Annotated in this window: 14 protein-coding genes and 1 tRNA gene; 9 read left to right on the top strand and 6 right to left on the bottom strand. The window is 62.4% G+C overall.

The features are described 5' to 3' along the window. Positions 1 to 58: 58 nt before the first annotated feature. The 5 genes from AC1Q67_RS06370 (at position 59) to AC1Q67_RS06350 (ending at position 4,953) form a co-directional block, all read left to right on the top strand. Positions 59 to 133, top strand: a tRNA-Glu gene (locus tag AC1Q67_RS06370). Positions 134 to 386: 253 nt separating this feature from the next. Then, positions 387 to 1,712: an ABC transporter substrate-binding protein gene (locus tag AC1Q67_RS06365; RefSeq protein ID WP_024576158.1), complete on the top strand. Its 1,326-nt coding sequence runs from the start codon at positions 387 to 389 to the stop codon at positions 1,710 to 1,712. Between the two features lie 296 nt (positions 1,713 to 2,008). Further along, positions 2,009 to 3,634: an NADP-dependent glyceraldehyde-3-phosphate dehydrogenase gene (locus tag AC1Q67_RS06360; protein WP_492234800.1), complete on the top strand. Its 1,626-nt coding sequence runs from the start codon at positions 2,009 to 2,011 to the stop codon at positions 3,632 to 3,634. A 126-nt stretch (positions 3,635 to 3,760) separates the two neighbouring features. After that, positions 3,761 to 4,600, top strand: a complete 840-nt coding sequence (locus tag AC1Q67_RS06355; RefSeq protein ID WP_492234801.1) for a hypothetical protein — start codon at positions 3,761 to 3,763, stop codon at positions 4,598 to 4,600. 119 nt (positions 4,601 to 4,719) lie between these two features. Continuing rightward, positions 4,720 to 4,953 carry a hypothetical protein gene (locus tag AC1Q67_RS06350; RefSeq protein ID WP_034461609.1) on the top strand — a complete coding sequence of 78 codons (234 nt, stop codon included), beginning with the start codon at positions 4,720 to 4,722 and terminating at the stop codon, positions 4,951 to 4,953. On the opposite strand, the gene AC1Q67_RS06345 is transcribed toward AC1Q67_RS06350, so the two are convergent. Continuing rightward, entirely contained in the window at positions 4,950 to 6,191 is a 1,242-nt protein-coding gene (locus AC1Q67_RS06345) for a multidrug effflux MFS transporter (protein WP_492234802.1), read from the bottom strand. The genes AC1Q67_RS06350 and AC1Q67_RS06345 overlap by 4 nt on opposite strands. 241 nt (positions 6,192 to 6,432) lie before the next feature. Between AC1Q67_RS06345 and htpX the strand changes: the two genes are divergently transcribed. Then, on the top strand, positions 6,433 to 7,338 hold the full coding sequence (gene htpX / locus AC1Q67_RS06340) for a zinc metalloprotease HtpX (protein ID WP_024576163.1): 906 nt from the start codon (positions 6,433 to 6,435) through the stop codon (positions 7,336 to 7,338). Positions 7,339 to 7,411: 73 nt separating this feature from the next. On the opposite strand, the gene AC1Q67_RS06335 is transcribed toward htpX, so the two are convergent. Together AC1Q67_RS06335 and AC1Q67_RS06330 are read right to left on the bottom strand one after the other, a co-directional pair. Further along, positions 7,412 to 7,612: a cold-shock protein gene (locus tag AC1Q67_RS06335; RefSeq protein WP_006021915.1), complete on the bottom strand. Its 201-nt coding sequence runs from the start codon at positions 7,610 to 7,612 to the stop codon at positions 7,412 to 7,414. Positions 7,613 to 7,771: 159 nt separating this feature from the next. Continuing rightward, positions 7,772 to 9,511 (bottom strand): adenylate/guanylate cyclase domain-containing protein, encoded by a 1,740-nt coding sequence (locus AC1Q67_RS06330; RefSeq protein ID WP_492234804.1) that lies wholly within the window; start codon positions 9,509 to 9,511, stop codon positions 7,772 to 7,774. A gap of 186 nt (positions 9,512 to 9,697) precedes the next feature. Here AC1Q67_RS06330 and AC1Q67_RS06325 point away from each other — a divergent pair, with 186 nt between their 5' ends. Further along, positions 9,698 to 11,263 (top strand): glycosyltransferase family 39 protein, encoded by a 1,566-nt coding sequence (locus AC1Q67_RS06325; RefSeq protein ID WP_492234805.1) that lies wholly within the window; start codon positions 9,698 to 9,700, stop codon positions 11,261 to 11,263. A gap of 57 nt (positions 11,264 to 11,320) precedes the next feature. On the opposite strand, the gene AC1Q67_RS06320 is transcribed toward AC1Q67_RS06325, so the two are convergent. The 3 genes from AC1Q67_RS06320 to AC1Q67_RS06310 all read right to left on the bottom strand — a co-directional run bounded on the left by AC1Q67_RS06320 (position 11,321) and on the right by AC1Q67_RS06310 (position 14,204). Next, entirely contained in the window at positions 11,321 to 11,575 is a 255-nt protein-coding gene (locus tag AC1Q67_RS06320; protein ID WP_492234807.1) for a hypothetical protein, read from the bottom strand. A gap of 119 nt (positions 11,576 to 11,694) precedes the next feature. Further along, complete coding sequence (locus AC1Q67_RS06315) at positions 11,695 to 12,738, bottom strand: YcjF family protein (protein ID WP_492234809.1); 1,044 nt, start codon at positions 12,736 to 12,738, stop codon at positions 11,695 to 11,697. Then, positions 12,735 to 14,204 carry a YcjX family GTP-binding protein gene (locus tag AC1Q67_RS06310; RefSeq protein ID WP_492234810.1) on the bottom strand — a complete coding sequence of 490 codons (1,470 nt, stop codon included), beginning with the start codon at positions 14,202 to 14,204 and terminating at the stop codon, positions 12,735 to 12,737. The genes AC1Q67_RS06315 and AC1Q67_RS06310 overlap by 4 nt, the downstream gene beginning before the upstream one ends. Before the next feature lie 200 nt (positions 14,205 to 14,404). Here AC1Q67_RS06310 and trhA point away from each other — a divergent pair, with 200 nt between their 5' ends. Next, positions 14,405 to 15,106, top strand: a complete 702-nt coding sequence (gene trhA / locus AC1Q67_RS06305; RefSeq protein WP_024576169.1) for a PAQR family membrane homeostasis protein TrhA — start codon at positions 14,405 to 14,407, stop codon at positions 15,104 to 15,106. Positions 15,107 to 15,284: 178 nt separating this feature from the next. Beyond that, positions 15,285 to 16,082 (top strand): SDR family oxidoreductase, encoded by a 798-nt coding sequence (locus AC1Q67_RS06300; RefSeq protein WP_492234811.1) that lies wholly within the window; start codon positions 15,285 to 15,287, stop codon positions 16,080 to 16,082. Positions 16,083 to 16,179: the final 97 nt, after the last annotated feature.

Below are 16,179 nucleotides of genomic sequence, written 5' to 3'. Positions count from 1 at the left end.
CGCCGGCTCTCAAGCCTTGCAGGTGCGGCCGTTCGAGGCTATTCCCTCTCCAGCGCTTGCTCCCTTCGTCTAGCGGTTAGGACGCGGCCCTCTCAAGGCTGAAACAGGGGTTCGATTCCCCTAGGGAGCGCCAGTCTCTCGCGGCCGCCTGTGCGCCGCCGAAGGTAGACCGCAAACCTCCTCAAGAAATCGTCGAGTTAAGGCGTCGCATCGATTGTGCTCTGCACTCTCATCCTGCGCGCATTGATCGCGCATCGGGCAGATGATTACATCGGCGCGCTGGGGCGCGGGTTGCCCGAGCTCACTCAAGAAGGAATTCGCTCACGACCACATCGATTTGAAAAACATTGGCCGGCTAACGGCCAATCATCAGGGAGGAGATGCACATGACCGAGTTTACGCCGGATCGACGATCTCTGCTCAAAGGAAGCGCCGCGGCTCTGGCTGCTGCGGCGACCATGTCAGCCGACCAGATGCTCGGCTACGCCAAGGCCTGGGCGCAGACCGCGCAATGGAAGCCGGAAGCTGGCGCCACCATCAACATGCTGCGGTGGAAACGCTTTGTGGAGGCCGAGGACGTCGCCTTCATGAAGATCGTCGATGCCTTCCAGAAGGCGACCGGCGTCAAGATCAATGTCTCCAATGAATCGTTCGACGACATCCAGCCCAAGGCCTCGGTCGCGGCCAATACCGGGCAGGGGCTCGACATGGTGTGGGGGCTTTACTCGCTGCCGCATCTGTTTCCCGAAAAGTGTGTCGATGTCACCGACGTCGCAGAATATCTCGGCAAGAAATACGGCGGCTGGGCGCCGTCCGGCGTGGCCTATGGCAAGCGCGGCAACAAGTGGCTCGGCATTCCGGTGGCCGCGAGCGGCGGCCTTGTGAACTACCGCGTCGCCGCCATGCAGAAGTGCGGCTTCAAGGAATTTCCGAAAGACCTCGGCGGCTTCCGCGAACTGATCAAGGGTCTCAAGGCAAACGGAACGCCGGCAGGCATGGCGCTTGGCCATGCGACAGGCGACGCCAACGGCTGGCTCGCCTGGGCGATGTGGGCGCACAACGCTTACACTGTCGACAAGAACAACAAGGTGATCATCAACTCGCCGGAGACGGCGAAGGCGCTGGAATACGTCAAGTCGCTCTATGAGAACTTCATTCCCGGCGTCATCTCCTGGAACGACAGCTCCAACAACAAGGCGTTCCTGGCCGGCCAGCTTCATCTCACCACCAACGGCATCTCAATCTATGTCGCGGCGAAGAAGGAGAACCCGGCGATCGCGGCGGACATGGATCACGCGCATCTGCCGGTCGGCATCAGCGGTCAGGTGCGGGAGCAGCATCTCGGCTTTCCGATCCTGATCTTCAACTTCACCAAATATCCGCAGGCCTGCAAGGCGTTCACCGCATTCCTGATGGAAGGGCCCCAGTTCAATCCGTGGATCGAGGCGGCGCAGGGCTATCTGTCGCACTTCCTGCTCGCCTACGATGCCAATCCGATCTGGACCGCCGATCCCAAGAACACGCCGTATCGCGATGTCGCCAAACTGGCGTCGACACCGGCGGGCATCGGCACGCTCAACGAAAGCGCGGCGGCTGCGATTGCGGATTTCGTCGTCGTCGACATGTTCGCCAACTACTGCTCCGGGCGCGAAGACCTCAAGGGCGCGATCGCATCGGCGGAACGTCAGTTCAAGCGGATTTACCGCGGCTAGGCGCGCTGAATTTGTCGGCGATAGGCTCACATTCTCGTGTGCGTCATTGCGAGGAGCATAAGCGACGAAGCAATCCACGCTTTCTCCAAAAAAGTGGATTGCTTCGCTTCGCTCGCAATGACGGCGGTAGCTGCTCATAAAAAAGTCAGCCACATAATCATTTCGACTCATTCGTCAGGCAGACTAGTCTGGTCCCTTCAAAAGACCGGACGATTCACGCCGGTCATCCGCCTTGTTCAATCCCGGCAAATTTTCGCCAGGCATGTGCGGACCACGCCAAATCGATGAGGTGTCCGATGCTCACGTCGCAGCAGTTGAAAGAATTGTTCCCCGAGGAAAGTGCTTTGAAGGATTGCGGCCTGCCGCCGCCGATCCTTCAGCGCGAGACCCTCGTGAATGGAGAATTGAGGCCGTGGACGGGGCCGGTGGAGACCGTGCATTCGGCGATCTGCGTGCGCAAGGCCGACGGCTCGCTGGAGCAGGTCGAACTCGGCAGCTATCCGGTCGGCGGCATTCCCGAGGCGAAGGTTGCGCTGGATGCTGCGGTCGCCGCCTACGATAGCGGGCGCGGCGAATGGCCGACCATGACAGTCGCGCAGCGCATCGCCTGCATGCAGGATTTCACCCGGCAGATGGTGGCGCGCCGCGAGCAGATCGTGAACCTCATCATGTGGGAGATCGGCAAGACGCTGCCGGATTCGCAGAAGGAGTTCGATCGCACGGTCGAATACATGAAGGCGACCATCGAGGCGCTGAAACATCTCGACAATGACAATTCGCGCTTCACCATTGTCGAAGGCACCATCGGTCAGATCCGCCGCACGCCGCTCGGCGTCGTGCTCTGCATGGGGCCGTACAACTATCCGCTCAACGAAACCTTCGCGACGCTGATCCCGGCGCTGATCATGGGCAACACGATGGTGTTCAAGCCGCCGAAGTTCGGCGTGCTGCTGTTTCAGCCGCTCCTCGAAGCGTTTCGCAGCGCCTTCCCGAAAGGCGTCATCAACACGGTGTACGGCAAAGGCTCTGAGGTCGTGCCGATGCTGCTCGAGTCGGGCAAGGTCAATGTATTGACCCTGATCGGATCGAGCCGCGTCGCGGATCATCTCAAGAAGATGCACCCGAAGGTCAACCGGCTGCGCGCCATCCTCGGCCTCGATGCCAAGAATGCGGCCATCGTGCTGCCGGATGCGAATGTCGAACTCGCGGTGAAGGAGTGCCTGCTCGGATCGCTGTCGTTCAACGGCCAGCGCTGCACGGCGCTCAAGATGCTGATCGTGCACCGCTCGATCGTCGACAAATTTCTCGCACGCTTTACCGAAGAGCTCGCCAGGCTGAAGGCCGGCATGCCGTGGGACAAGGGCGTGACGCTGACGCCGTTGCCGGAACTCGGCAAGGTCGAGCACATGACACGTCTTGTTGCCGACGCCATGGAGAAGGGCGCCAGGGTCATCAACGAAGGGGGCGGCACAAGCGCCGGCACGCTGTTTTATCCCGCGGTGGTGTATCCGGTGAAGGAAGGCATGCTGCTTTACCGCGAGGAGCAGTTCGGGCCGATCGTTCCGGTGATGGCATTCGACGACATCGATACGGCGCTCGACTACGTCATCACGTCCGAACATGGCCAGCAGGTGTCGATCTTCAGCGAGGACGCAGAGACCATTGGGAGACTCGTTGATCCGCTGGTCAATCAGGTCTGCCGGGTGAACATCAACTGCCAGTGCCAGCGCGGGCCGGATGTCTTCCCGTTCACCGGCCGCAAGGATTCGGCGGAGGGCACGCTCTCGGTCACCGACGCGCTGCGCTCGTTCTCGATCCGCTCGATGATCGCGGCGAAGCAGACCGATGACTCGAAACGGCTGCTCGACGAGATCGTGCGCGACCACAAATCGAACTTCATAAATACTGGGTTCATTTTGTAATCGATACAACGTCGCAAGCAGCCTGCCGGGCGCTTGCGGCGTGACATCGGCGCGAATTCCGGAAGGTAACGAATTCTCAACCAATTCGTGGTTACCAAATAGTAAACCTATTCGGAGTTAGCGCTCATGACCGACCACACTGCCGACGGCGAGATCAAGGATTCCAGCAATCACAGCGAAGCATCGCTGGTGCCGGATGCCGGCGATATGGCTGCGCATGAGACGAAGGCGGCGGATGCGCCGCAGGAAAGCGCAGTGGCGCATGCCGCCAGGCAGCCGTCCAAGGAAATCACCCTGCAGCGTCTGACGCCGCACAGCTCTTGGGAAGACATTGTCAACGAAAGCGCCGCGCGCGAGCAGCAGTTCAACGCCGCGCCTGCCACGGGCCGCCGTCTCTCGATCGCCGCCATCGTCGCTATCGCAGCAGCAGTCGGCGCCATCGGCGGTTCGCTGGCGACCGTGAGCGCCGGCCACTACCTGAAGAACGATCAGACCGCTTCGGTTGCGGCCGTCACCGCTGCCGAGCAGGCACGTTCAGTCGAAAGCGCGCTCGCAAAGATCAATGCCGATATCTCTGCTCTCAAGACCAGCAGCGCTGCGCAATCGGCGAAGATCGCCGAACGCATCGACCGGGTCGAAAAAGCCCAGGCCGAGCCTGCCGCGAAGCTGGCGAAGCTGAGCGAGGCCGTTGAAAAGCTGAAGGCGCCGGCGCAGACAGCGAACGCTGCTCCGGAAACCACCGGCTCGATCAAGCCTGCCGCTGCGCAGCTGGGCCGGCTTCCGGTGGTTGAAGGCTGGACACTGCGTGAAGTGTCGGATGGCATCGCAACGGTGACCGGCCGACAGGGAATCTTCGATGTGATTCCGGGCGATCCGCTTCCGGGCGTCGGCCGGGTCGATGCGATCCGCCGTCAGGACGGCCGCTGGGTCGTCGTGACCAGCCGCGGCCTGATTATCTCGCGTTAAGACTGTCGGGAACCCGTTTCATCTTCCTGTCAGAAAGCGCGGGACCGCTAAAATTTGAGCGTTCCCCTGAACGGACCGGCATGATCTCGCGGGCATGATGCAGCCTCTGATGAAGAGGGATGAGCATGCCTGCATATCGAGTGATTCCGCGCCTCCATGTGGTTAATTTTTTCGCCCACGAGGTGACCGACGTATCTGATGGCGTGCCGTCGGCAGCGAACGACAACAATTGCCCGTATTGCGGCGGCGTGCTCGAGCCGGGTGACAAGGCGTCCGATTGTTCCGGTTCGGGTGCCGATTCCGGTGCCTGGCCGATGATCCCGTTCCCAAAAGGGTGGGGCGCGTCCTGCTAAGCGGGATTCTGGCGCGCGGGAACCGCGCGCTGACCGGCGAGATACAAAATCAGTCCGAGGATGGTTAGCGCCGCCTGTACGACGCCGATGGCGAGCGTGGCGCTGGCGATCGACGCTGTCAGCATGACGCCGATCGATGCTCCCGCCATTTGCAGGAAGCCAAGCAATGCCGAGGCGAGGCCGGCCCGGTCGCCGAACGGTTGCAGGGCGGTCGCAGTCCCGAGCGGCGTGACCATGCCGAACCCGGCAAGGAAGAAGGTCACCGGGACCAGATAGCTCCAGATCGTCGGGGTGACCCAATGAGTCAGCAGCAGCAGGGCGCCGCCCGCAGTTGCGATGGCAAGCCCGACCACCGTGGCGCGGGCATGGCCGATCTTCATCGCCAGATGCGGCGCCGCCATCCCGGATCCGAAGACGACGAACACGGTGCCTGCGAAGAACAGGCCGAGTTGGACCGGCGAGAAACCGAGCCCGTCGATCAGGACACGCGGCGTTCCTGAAAACATCGCGAAGAGGGCGCCCATGAACAGCCCGATGGCGCCTGCCGGTGCAATGAACCGGAGATCGGTGAGCAGACCCCGGTACCCGCGCAGGATGGCCGGCAAATGTATCGACACGTTTGCATCGGCGCGATGCGTCTCACCGACATAACGGTAATAGGCGAGCGCGACGATCGCCCCAAATACGGCGACAGCGAAGAATTCCGAGCGCCACCCGAAGGTCGTGTCCAGAAGACCGCCGATCAGCGGTGAGAAGCCGGGAGCCGCCGACATGGCAACCATGATGAAGGCCAGTGCGCGCGTCAGCGCTTCGCCGCTCAGCAGGTCGCGGGCGATGGCGCGCGAGAGGACCGATGCACAGCAGGCGCCGAGCGCCTGGATCGTGCGCCCGATCAGCAGCATGGGCAGGTCGGTGGCGAACTGACACCAGATGCTTCCGGCCACAAAGATGCTGAGGCCGAACATCACCGGTTTCCAGCGTCCGTAACGGTCGGACAACGGCCCGACGATCAGCTGCCCGATCGCGAAGACTGCGAGATAGACACTGATGGCCGAAGCTACGGCGGCCGTTGAGACATTGAGCGTCTTCGCGATTGCCGGCAAAGAGGGCAGCAGGATGCTGGTTGCGAAAGAGCCGACTGCGGCGAGTGCGGCCAGAACGACGATGTCAGCGGAAATCGATGTCGGCGCGCGAGCGGAGATCAGTTCGTCTCCGGCGTCGGCATTTTGAACGGTCATCTGGGCACCCCTTCTTTGGCCTTCGTTTATATGACGATCATCATTCAATCAAAGCGAAACTCGCCCGGAGCTCCCCGCTTTCGCCGGGTGACGGTTGCGGCAGGAACATGGCAGTGAGGGTTTCAGGAACGCGGCGCGCGACGCGCCGCCGCAGGGGTCCATCTTGAAGAAGGACCGATGTCCTCACCATTTATGACAGTGGAGAAAATATCCCCGGCAAAACGCCGGTCGGGAGGAGGAAATGAGTTATTTCAAAACTGCGGTTCTGCTTGCCGGATTGACGGCCCTGTTCATGGGGGTCGGCTATCTGATCGGCGGAGCGGGCGGCGCTGTGGTTGCGCTGGTGATCGCCGCAGCGACCAACATGTTTGCCTACTGGAACTCGGACCGCATGGTGCTGTCGATGCACGGCGCCCAGGAAGTCGACGAGCGCAGTGCGCCGGAACTGGTGCGGCTTGTGGCCGAGCTTGCGGGCCGTGCGCAGTTGCCGATGCCCAAGGTCTACCTGATGGACAATCCGCAGCCCAACGCGTTTGCGACCGGGCGCGATCCCCATCATGCCGCCGTGGCCGTGACGACCGGGCTGATGCAGATGCTGAGCCGCGAAGAACTCGCGGGCGTGATCGCGCACGAACTGGCGCATATCAAGAATCACGACACGCTGATCATGACGATCACCGCGACCATCGCCGGTGCGATTTCGATGATCGCGCAGTTCGGGATGTTCTTCGGCGGCAACCGCGACAATGGTCCGGGCATCGTCGGCTCGCTGGCGATGATGATCCTGGCGCCGCTGTCCGCGACCATCGTGCAGATGGCGATCAGCCGCACGCGCGAATACTCGGCCGACAATATGGGCGCGCGGATTTGCGGGCAGCCGATGTGGCTGGCGTCGGCGCTGGTCAAGATCGACAACGCGGCGCATCAGATCCCGAACATGGATGCAGAGCGCAGTCCTGCGACCGCGCACATGTTCATCATCAATCCGTTGTCGGGGCAGGGGATGGACAACCTGTTCTCGACTCATCCGTCGACCGAGAACCGTGTCCGCGAGTTGCAGCGCCTTGCTGGCGAACTCGGGCCGCGCGGAAACTTCGCAACCGCGCCGGCAAATGCGAGTGGCAGACCGCGTGGCCCCTGGGGTTAACGAGAAGGGCTGATCACGCGTCGCAGATCACAATCAAAGGTCCGATCCAGTTCTTCTGAATCGGACCTTCCTATCAAACCTTGAGATTTTCCGCGGAAGTCTTGCCGCGGTTTGCGACTTCTTCGTACTCGACCGACTGTCCCTCGTTGAGGGTTGAAAGACCTGCCTTCTCAACTGCCGAGATATGAACGAACACGTCCTTGCCGCCGTTGCTGGGCTGAATGAAACCGTAGCCCTTCGTCGGGTTGAACCACTTCACAGTACCTTTAGCCATTCCGTAGTCTCCAGAGGGTAAGACCCATAGTAAGTGTCGAACCCCGCGGATGGGCGTGTCCAACGGCGCGCACGATACGCGGTAAGTGCGAGCCTTGATAGCGAAAATGGCGATTTGGGCCGGTCGCTTTCGCTTAAACTTTGCTCGAATTCGCCGGTTTTACGCTGCTGCAACTGCGAAATCGGCGACCAGATCCGACAGCATTCCGGCTTTTTCGGCCGTGTAGACGATCAGCGGCTCGACCCGGCCGCGGATGGGGACCTCGACCTGCGGCAAATTGGTTGCCGCAAGATTTGCCGTTTTCAGCACGTCCGCGGACACCACGACCTCGCAGGACAGGGCCTTGGTCATGTCCTGCAGTCGCGCAGCGACATTCACGGAATCGCCCAGCGCCGTGAAGACGGTGTGTTCCTCGGACCCGATGTCGCCGATGATGACCTCGCCGGCATGAATGCCGATCCCGAACCGCAGCGGTTCCGGCACGTCGTCACCGAGAAATTCATTCAGCGCATCGACATGAATCGCGATCCGCGACGCGGCTTCGATCGCCTGCCGGCAGGCCGTCTGCGGATTGGTGGACAGGCCGAACAGCGCCAGTTGGCCGTCGCCGACGAACTGGTTCGGCTGTCCGCCGCATTCGACCACGGCCTGGGAGACAGCCGTCAGGAAGCGGTTGATGATGAAAACGGTATCGAACGGCAGAAGTTTTTCGGCGAGTTTGGTCGATCCGCGCATGTCCACGAACATGCTGACGACGTAGCGTTCCCGGCCCGGAAGCGCAGGCCTGATGGTTGCAGCCGAGGACGCATCGGTATGCGCGGGAAAGATCTGGAAGAACGCAAGATCGGTGTGAGGCCGTAGCTGGCAGGCCAGGCGAATGGCGGGATCGCCGCCGGTGCCGACGCGATCCAGCACAAAGGTCTCGCGGTTCGATGGTTCGGGCAACGCGGTGCAATCGCCGATGATGCGGATGCGGCAGGTCGAGCATCGCGCCCGGCCGCCGCAGACACTCGAATGAGGAATGTTGAAGCGCGTACTGGCCTCAAGGACACTCAGGCCGACCGGGACCCGAACTGTCTTGCCGTTGCCATAGGACAGCCTGACGAGGCCGCGCCGGCGTTCCACCAGCGCCCGCACGCCCCGTGCGGCAATGGCCAGGCCCATCAGCCCGAGATATCCATAAAGCACGGCGGAGCTGATCTGTTCGAGGGTGACCTGTTCGTCTCCGGTTCCGACCTTGTCCCGCGAAAGATTGTCGGCCCGCCATTCAGGAGAGGTGCTCGCGCGCTGGACGGCGCGTCCGCCCTGATAAAGCCCGAGCATGGAGAGGGTCGGGAGGATGACCGCGAGCGCGAGCAACAGCGACGAGATTTTCCTGAAGTAGGACTTGGTCCGGGCCCAGAAGTAGATGCCGATGCAGCCATGGACCCACGACACCAGCAGCACGGCATACATCGTCCATTGCATGGACGGACGGAACACCCAGTAGGCGAAAAAGACCTGCGGATAATCCTTTTCATGGCCGAACATGACGCCGGCAAGGCGGACGCCGATCACATGGCTGATGATGAAGGCCGGGATGCTGAGGCCGAAGATCAACTGGGTCAGTTCGATGCCCGTCCAGCGAAATTGCCGGCGTGCATACAGCGCCCAGATTCCGAGGCTCAGATGAATCAGCACGGAGCCATAGAGCAGAACCAGAACCGGCCAGCTCTGCCAGAGCATCGCATGATAGTAGAGCGCGCCGTCCATCGCGCCGACCGAGATATTGCCGAGGGCGTGGTTGGTAAAATGGCTGACGATATAGGCAAACAGGACAAGGCCGGTGGCCAGCCGCACCTGCCGGATTCCAATGCCGCGGATGAGGCGGCGAAAGGGAGATGCGGCGATCTCTGCCATGCGTCAAGGGTCCGAAGCCGGTGAATGCAACCGGATGATACCGCGCCCCGGATCGTCCGGAGGCGGCGGAATCCTAACGGAGATGTTGCGGCAGCGCCATGGCCGATGGTCGTGCCGCCGTTTGACAAGACGGTGAAGCGAGCGTGTGTTTGACTTCACCGGCGGGGTCGCGGAAAAGCTAGCCGCATGGGGACAGTCAACGCTGCCGGAGCGACGGAAACAGGGCGTCTGACGCCGCGCGTGATGCTGGCTGCGGCGGCTGCGATGGCTGTTGTTGTGGCGTTGCAGGTGATCTACGCCGCGACCGCCGATCTGCGTACGGATGAAGCCTATTACTGGACGCTCTCAAAAGAAAACGTGCTGTCATATCTCGATCATCCGCCGATGATCGCCTGGCTTGTGCGGTTCGGAACGGCGATTTTCGGAGACACCAATTTCGGCGCGCGCTTTGGCGGGCTGCTGGCGATGTGGATCGCCGTCGCCATCCTGGGCGACATTGTCTGGCGTCTGACGCGGGACCGGCGTGCGGTGGTTCTCGCCGTGGTGATGCCGTTCGCGGCGCCTGAATACGGCCTGTTCGCATCGCGCATCCTGCCCGACGTGGCCCTGATCCCGTTTTCGCTGGCGATGGTCTGGTCGCTGGTGCGGCTGACGCAGGGCAATGACGGGCGCTGGTGGCTGGCGGCCGGGTTGTTCGGCGGATTGTCGCTGCTGTCGAAATACACGGCGGTGTTCTTCGCGCCGGCCATTGCTGCGTTCCTGCTGGTGCCGCCGTGGCGATGGCGCTGGCTGCGCAGTATTTATCCATGGGCTGCTGTCGTCATTGCGCTCCTGGTGTTTTCGCCGGTGCTGATCTGGAATTGGCAGCACGACTGGGCGTCGTTCAAATTCCAGTTCATCCGTGCCGGTGCGGATCATGGCATCTCGGCGCGGACCGTCGGTGATTTCTTCGGGCTCCAGCTCGCGCTGGTCGGGCCGATCCTGTTTCCGGTGGTGCTCGCCGGATCGGTGATGCTGGCATGGCGCGGCTACCGGCAGCAGAATCCGGCGTTCATTCTGATCTCGACCTGTGCGCTGGCGCCGTTCGCCTACTTCTTCTGGAAATCGTTCTCGCTGCGGATCGGCGACACCTGGCCGATGCTGATCTGGCCGTTCGCCTTTGCTGCGGCAGCGATCAATCTTGCCGAGATCGGCAAGGAGCAGCGCTCAAACTGGATTCTTCGCACCGCTGAACCATGGGCGAGGGCTGCGATCGTTCTCGGCGTGGTGCTGAATGTTGCGATTTTCTATTACTACGGCGTCAGCAATTTCGCGGTTGCGGCCAAACAAGACCCGATTGCAAAGGAAGCCGGTTACGGCGAGATCGCGCGGCAGGCGAAGGCAATGGCGGAGAAGGTCGGGGCAACGTGGATCGCAACGCTCGACTACCGCATTTACGCGGAGCTGCGCTGGCACCTGAAGGACAGCATTCCGGTGGTGCAGGTGAATGAGCGCAGCCGCTTCATCGGATTCAGGGATACCGCAAGCGCGGCCATGACATCCGGCATCGGGCTGTATGTCGACAGCGCACCCAACGACGGCAATGTGATCGAGACGAAAACGCCTGCGACCTTGAGACTGGTCGGGCAGGCCGACCGGACGTGGCGCGGCGTTGTGATCGAGCCGTTCGCGTTCAAGACGGTTACCGGATGGGCGCCCGAATTGTCGCCACCTCCGGACTCGCTGTTTTACAAATGGCGGTTGCTCAACTGACGAAACATCCCGGCTGCATCAAGCAACCGGGATTTTCCGATTCAGACGAAGCTGAGCTCAGTAGCAGACGTTCACGGTCCGCCAGCGGATGCCGTAAGGCGTGCGCACACGGCGCTGCACATAGCAGCCGTCATCGGCATAACCGCCGCTGACGATGACGGGGCTGAAGCCGAGACCGAAGCCATAGCCGTGGCCCCAGCCATGACCCCAGTGATGCCCATGCCAGCCGCCTGCGGACGCGGAGGTGGGAGCGAGGGCGGCTGCGCCGAGGGCTGCGGTGGCAGCGAGTGCGAGAGTGAGCTTGCGAAACATGGTCATTCTCCTGAAGTGCGCGATCTGCGCGGGTTGATCGAAATCCACCCCTTGCAGATTGGTCGCGCCGGTCAGGAAACAGGTTCACCGGTGTTTCCGGCGTTGAGATGCCTCAGGTTTTAGGATTTCTGATCATCGCCGCCCACGCGCTTCAGCAGGTCCTTGGCGAGGTCCGACAGCGCCGGGCGCGGCAGCGCCTCGAACGGCAGCGGCCGCGTCACGTCGATGGCGGCGAGGCCGAGCCGGGCGGTGAGCAACCCGTTGAGCAGGCCTTCGCCGAGCTTGGCCGACAGCTTCGCGGTGATGCCATGCCCCAGCATCTGCTGGATCAGGCTGTCGCTGGCGGCCATGCCGCCGGTCAGCGCCAGATGCGCGATCACATGGCGCATCAGCCGGATCATGCCGAGCGTGCCGGGCCGTCCGCCGTAGAGCCGCGCCAGTTGCCGCACCAGCCGTAACGCTGCGGCGAACACGAACAGCATATCGATGACCGCGCCGGGGCTGACGGCGGTGACAATGGACACGCGCTGCGCCGCGCTCGAGACCAGCCGCCGCGCTTCCTGATCGAGCGGCGTCATCAGTTCGCGCTCGGCGAGCCGCACCATGTCGGCGCCGTCGATGATGTCGCGGCCATGCTCTTCGAGCGCGGCGCGGGCGCGGGCGAGCCTCGGATTGTCATGGGCGATCTTGAGCAGGTCGCGGACGATGGCGTCGCTTTCCTTGCGGTCGTCGCTGGTGAGCACCGCGTTGGCGCGCGCATGCAGCTTCTCGATGGTCTCCAGACGCGCCAGACTTAAAGCCTCGCGCGCGATGATGATCACCAGCGCCACGACGGCGAGGGTCGCGAACACGAGCCCGATGTAGCCCAGGCTGGTGCTGCGGTTGAACAGGTCCTCGACCAGATTGGAAATGCCGAGTCCGAGACCGAGCACGACCAGACCGGCGAGCGCGGTCCAGAACACGCCGCCCCAGCCGAAGCCCCTGCGCGCGGGGACGGCCGGTTCGTCGATGGGGACCGGAAGCAGGGCGGGATCGGTTTCCGGCGTGATGTGAACCTTGCCCCGCGCGGGGCGCGAGGGATCGTCCTCGGCATCCATCAGGATGACGCGGGGATCGTCGAGCTTGAATGCCGCCGGCTTGCGGTGATGCGGCTTGTCGCTCATTGCAGCTTGTCTCCGATCAGAAACTGAAGCGCACGGTCGAGGCGGATATGGGGCAGCGCAGGCTCTTCGCCACCCTCGCGGGCGAGCAAAGGCGGGCGAAATCGCAGAAACCGGAAGTCCGTCTGGTTGGATGCCGTGTTGGTCAGGCCGCGAAATGCGCCGTCCCCGCTGAACAGATCGTCGAGTTTCACCGGAAGGTCGCCGGGGAAGGTCGCCACTTCCGTCTCGCCGTCAAAGACTTCATCGCCGGACATCTCACCTTCTTCCGGCGTGCCGAGGATCGAGGGCAGCTTCTCGCGGCCCTGCTGCACCATGGCTTCGCGTGTCGCGCGCACGGCGGCGAGCGCAACCACGTCCACCGATGCACCGGCATATTCGGCGCGCGAAGCGGCGCGCTCGACCATGCGCTTGAGGATCGCCTCGAGCCGGTCGTGACTGGTGTGGTGCAGGTGATCGGCCTTGGTGGCGGCGAACAGGATCTTGTCGATGCGCGGCCGGAACAGCGAACTGACGAATGTGCTGCGCCCGATGTTGAAACAATCGAGAATGCCGGACAGCGCGCCTTCGAGATCCTTCAATGCCTCTGGGCCAGCGTTGAATGCGGCGAGCGCATCCACCAGCACGATCTGCCGGTCCAGCCGCGTGAAGTGATCGCGGAAGAACGGCCGCACCACCACGTCCTTGTAGGCCTCATAGCGCCGTTTCATCATCGCCCACAGCGAGCCGTCCGGCGCCGCGCCGTCCTGCGGAACATCCAGCGGCGCAAAGGTCAGCGCCGGCGAGCCTGCGAGATTGCCCGGCATCAGGAAGCGGCCCGGCGGCAAGAGGCTCATGGCGAAGCGTTCGTCGCGGCAGGCGCGCAGATAGTCGGTGAACAGTTTCGCGGCGGTGAGTGTCGCCTGCTCATCCTCGCGCTCTTTCGGTTCGAGTGTGGCGAGATGGGCGTGCCACTGCTTCGCCAGCCGCGCACGCGGATCGCGGCGGGACAGTGCAAGACTTTCCGCCGACCACTGCTCATAGCTCTTGTTCAGCAATGGCAGGTCGAGCAGCCATTCGCCCGGATAGTCGACAAGGTCGAGCGTCAGCGTGCGTGTCGCCGTGTTCTGCCGCTGGTACTCGATCACAAGGCGCAGTTCGCTGATGTCGGTGGTCGAATGCGGCCAGCGCCGATCCTCGATCAAGGTGCGGACGTGTCCCTCATAGGCAAAGCGCGGCACCGCGTCGTCGGGCTGCGGTTCGAGGCGGGCGCGGGCGATGCGCCCCGTCGCCAGCGACTCGAACACCGGAAAGCGGCCGCCGCGCAAGAGGCCATGGACGAGTGCCGTGATGAAGACGGTCTTGCCGGCCCGTGACAGGCCTGTGACGCCAAGCCGCACGGTGGGATTGAACAGGCTTTCGCCGTAGTCGATCAGAGATCTGATGGAAAGGCGGGTGTCTTCGATAATGTCCGAAAAGCTGGGTGCCATAATTCGATCAAGACTTTATCGGACTGAGGGATCAATGAGAGAAACAAGGCGCGACAGTTTTATGAAGCTGGCGATTTACGGCGCGAAAATCAAGTTTAAGACCGGTTTGAATCCTGATCCCGTCCCTTTCAGGGTTCGTTGACCGTCACCAAGTTATCATTGGTGCTTATGTAAGGTGGACCGATAACCCGGCTGTGCACATGACGATCTTCCGGTTGAAGCAGCTCAGTTCTCATGCCCGCGTCGCGGGCGGTGGTGTGGTGCGCTGGGACTACGACCGCGCCGAGCTGATTGCGGACGGCGTCGTTCATGTTCTCGGCATCGCCTTCGGGCTGATCGCCGCGATTGCCCTTGTCGTTCTTGCCGCGCTGTATGCCTCGACCAAGGAAATCGTCTCGGTGTCGGTTTACGTCGCCGGGCTGCTTGCGATGCTGGGCCTGTCCGCGACCTATAATCTGTGGCCGGTCTCGCCCGCCAAGTGGCTGCTACGCCGCTTCGATCATTCCGCGATCTACATTCTGATCGCCGCCACCTACACCCCGTTCCTCGCGCAGATGCACGATCGTTTCATGTCGACAGTGCTGCTGATCGGTGTGTGGTCGGTCGCCGCCGCCGGTATCGCGCTCAAGATCTTTCTGCCCGGCCGGTTCGATCGTCTGTCGGTCGGGCTCTATCTCGCGATGGGATGGAGCGGCGTCATCGCCTACGACAGCTTGGTGGCGTCGCTGCCGAACTCGACGCTGTGGCTGATCGCGGCAGGCGGCCTGATCTACTCGCTCGGCGTGATCTTCCATGCCTGGGAGCGGCTGCGGTTTCAGAATGCGATCTGGCATGCCTTCGTGCTGCTCGCCGCCGCGCTGCACTACACTGCGGTGCTCGATATGGTTCTGGTCGCGGCCTGAACAGAGTTTTCCCTTCGTCATTGCGAGGAGCGTTTGCGACGAAGCAATCCAGCTTTCTTTCTGTTTCAAACGTGGATTGCTTCGCTTCGCTCGCAATGACGGCCGGAACGGGCATTCGCATGGCCGGCCGGACTCCAGGCCAATTGATCTCTCCACCGTTCCCATCTAAAACATTTGTATGAAAGTTGCTGGAAAAGTTGTCGTTGTCACCGGCGGCGCGAATGGCATCGGCCAGGCGCTCGCTGAAATTTTCCATCGCGAAGGCGCGGCCAAGGTCGTGGTCGCCGATCTCGACGGCGCGCGGGCCAAGACGGTGGCCGACGCCATCGGCGGCGCATCGTTCGCCTGTGACGTCGGCAAGGAAGCCGACATTCTCCGTGTCATCGACGAAACCGAACAGCAGTTCGGCCCGATCGATCTGTTCTGCTCGAACGCAGGCATCGGCGGCGGCTTTGACATGATGTCGGAGAATGCCGGCGGCACGTCGGATGAGCCGTGGGCGCGAAGCTGGGCCATCCACGTCATGGCGCATGTCTATGCGGCGCGGCATCTGATCCCGCGCATGAGAGCGCGCGGCGGCGGATATTTCCTCAACACCGTTTCGGCCGCCGGTTTGCTGTCGCAGGTCGGCAGCGCTGCCTATTCGACCACCAAGCACGCCGCCGTCGGGTTTGCGGAAAATCTCGCAATCTCGCACCGGGCGCATAACATCAAGGTTTCGATCCTCTGCCCGCAGGGCGTGGAGACCAACATGATCCGGGGCATGCCGAAGGGGCCGCAGTCCCATGACGGCAATCTGACGCCGGAAGAAGTCGCGCAATGCGCGCTGGACGGCATCGACCGCGAGACCTTCCTGATTCTGCCGCATCCGCAGGTGCTCGATTACATGCGCAAGAAGACCGACAACTACGATCGCTGGATCGGCGGCATGGCCAAGATTCAGGCCGCGATGCGCGAGACCTTCGGGAAGAAGTAGGTTTCTTTACCTCTCCCGTGGGGAGAGGTCGTCCGGCGAAGCTCGCGCAGCGAGCGAAGACGGGAGGGTGAGGGCGTAGAATCTCTCGATAGATTTA

Source organism: Afipia sp. GW823-FHT06G09 (assembly GCF_058794875.1).
Note: the sequence above shows the minus strand (reverse complement) of the source record. Positions and strands in the feature narration are given on the sequence as shown.

Excerpts from the sequence above, each read along its gene's own strand:
- AC1Q67_RS06365 (WP_024576158.1), top strand. The coding sequence starts at position 387 with ATGACCGAGTTTACGCCGGATCGACGATCTCTGCTCAAAGGAAGCGCC.
- AC1Q67_RS06360 (WP_492234800.1), top strand. The coding sequence starts at position 2,009 with ATGCTCACGTCGCAGCAGTTGAAAGAATTGTTCCCCGAGGAAAGTGCT.
- AC1Q67_RS06355 (WP_492234801.1), top strand. The coding sequence starts at position 3,761 with ATGACCGACCACACTGCCGACGGCGAGATCAAGGATTCCAGCAATCAC.
- AC1Q67_RS06350 (WP_034461609.1), top strand. The coding sequence starts at position 4,720 with ATGAGCATGCCTGCATATCGAGTGATTCCGCGCCTCCATGTGGTTAAT.
- AC1Q67_RS06345 (WP_492234802.1), bottom strand. The coding sequence starts at position 6,191 with ATGACCGTTCAAAATGCCGACGCCGGAGACGAACTGATCTCCGCTCGC.
- htpX (WP_024576163.1), top strand. The coding sequence starts at position 6,433 with ATGAGTTATTTCAAAACTGCGGTTCTGCTTGCCGGATTGACGGCCCTG.
- AC1Q67_RS06335 (WP_006021915.1), bottom strand. The coding sequence starts at position 7,612 with ATGGCTAAAGGTACTGTGAAGTGGTTCAACCCGACGAAGGGCTACGGT.
- AC1Q67_RS06330 (WP_492234804.1), bottom strand. The coding sequence starts at position 9,511 with ATGGCAGAGATCGCCGCATCTCCCTTTCGCCGCCTCATCCGCGGCATT.
- AC1Q67_RS06325 (WP_492234805.1), top strand. The coding sequence starts at position 9,698 with ATGGGGACAGTCAACGCTGCCGGAGCGACGGAAACAGGGCGTCTGACG.
- AC1Q67_RS06320 (WP_492234807.1), bottom strand. The coding sequence starts at position 11,575 with ATGTTTCGCAAGCTCACTCTCGCACTCGCTGCCACCGCAGCCCTCGGC.
- AC1Q67_RS06315 (WP_492234809.1), bottom strand. The coding sequence starts at position 12,738 with ATGAGCGACAAGCCGCATCACCGCAAGCCGGCGGCATTCAAGCTCGAC.
- AC1Q67_RS06310 (WP_492234810.1), bottom strand. The coding sequence starts at position 14,204 with ATGGCACCCAGCTTTTCGGACATTATCGAAGACACCCGCCTTTCCATC.
- trhA (WP_024576169.1), top strand. The coding sequence starts at position 14,405 with ATGACGATCTTCCGGTTGAAGCAGCTCAGTTCTCATGCCCGCGTCGCG.
- AC1Q67_RS06300 (WP_492234811.1), top strand. The coding sequence starts at position 15,285 with ATGAAAGTTGCTGGAAAAGTTGTCGTTGTCACCGGCGGCGCGAATGGC.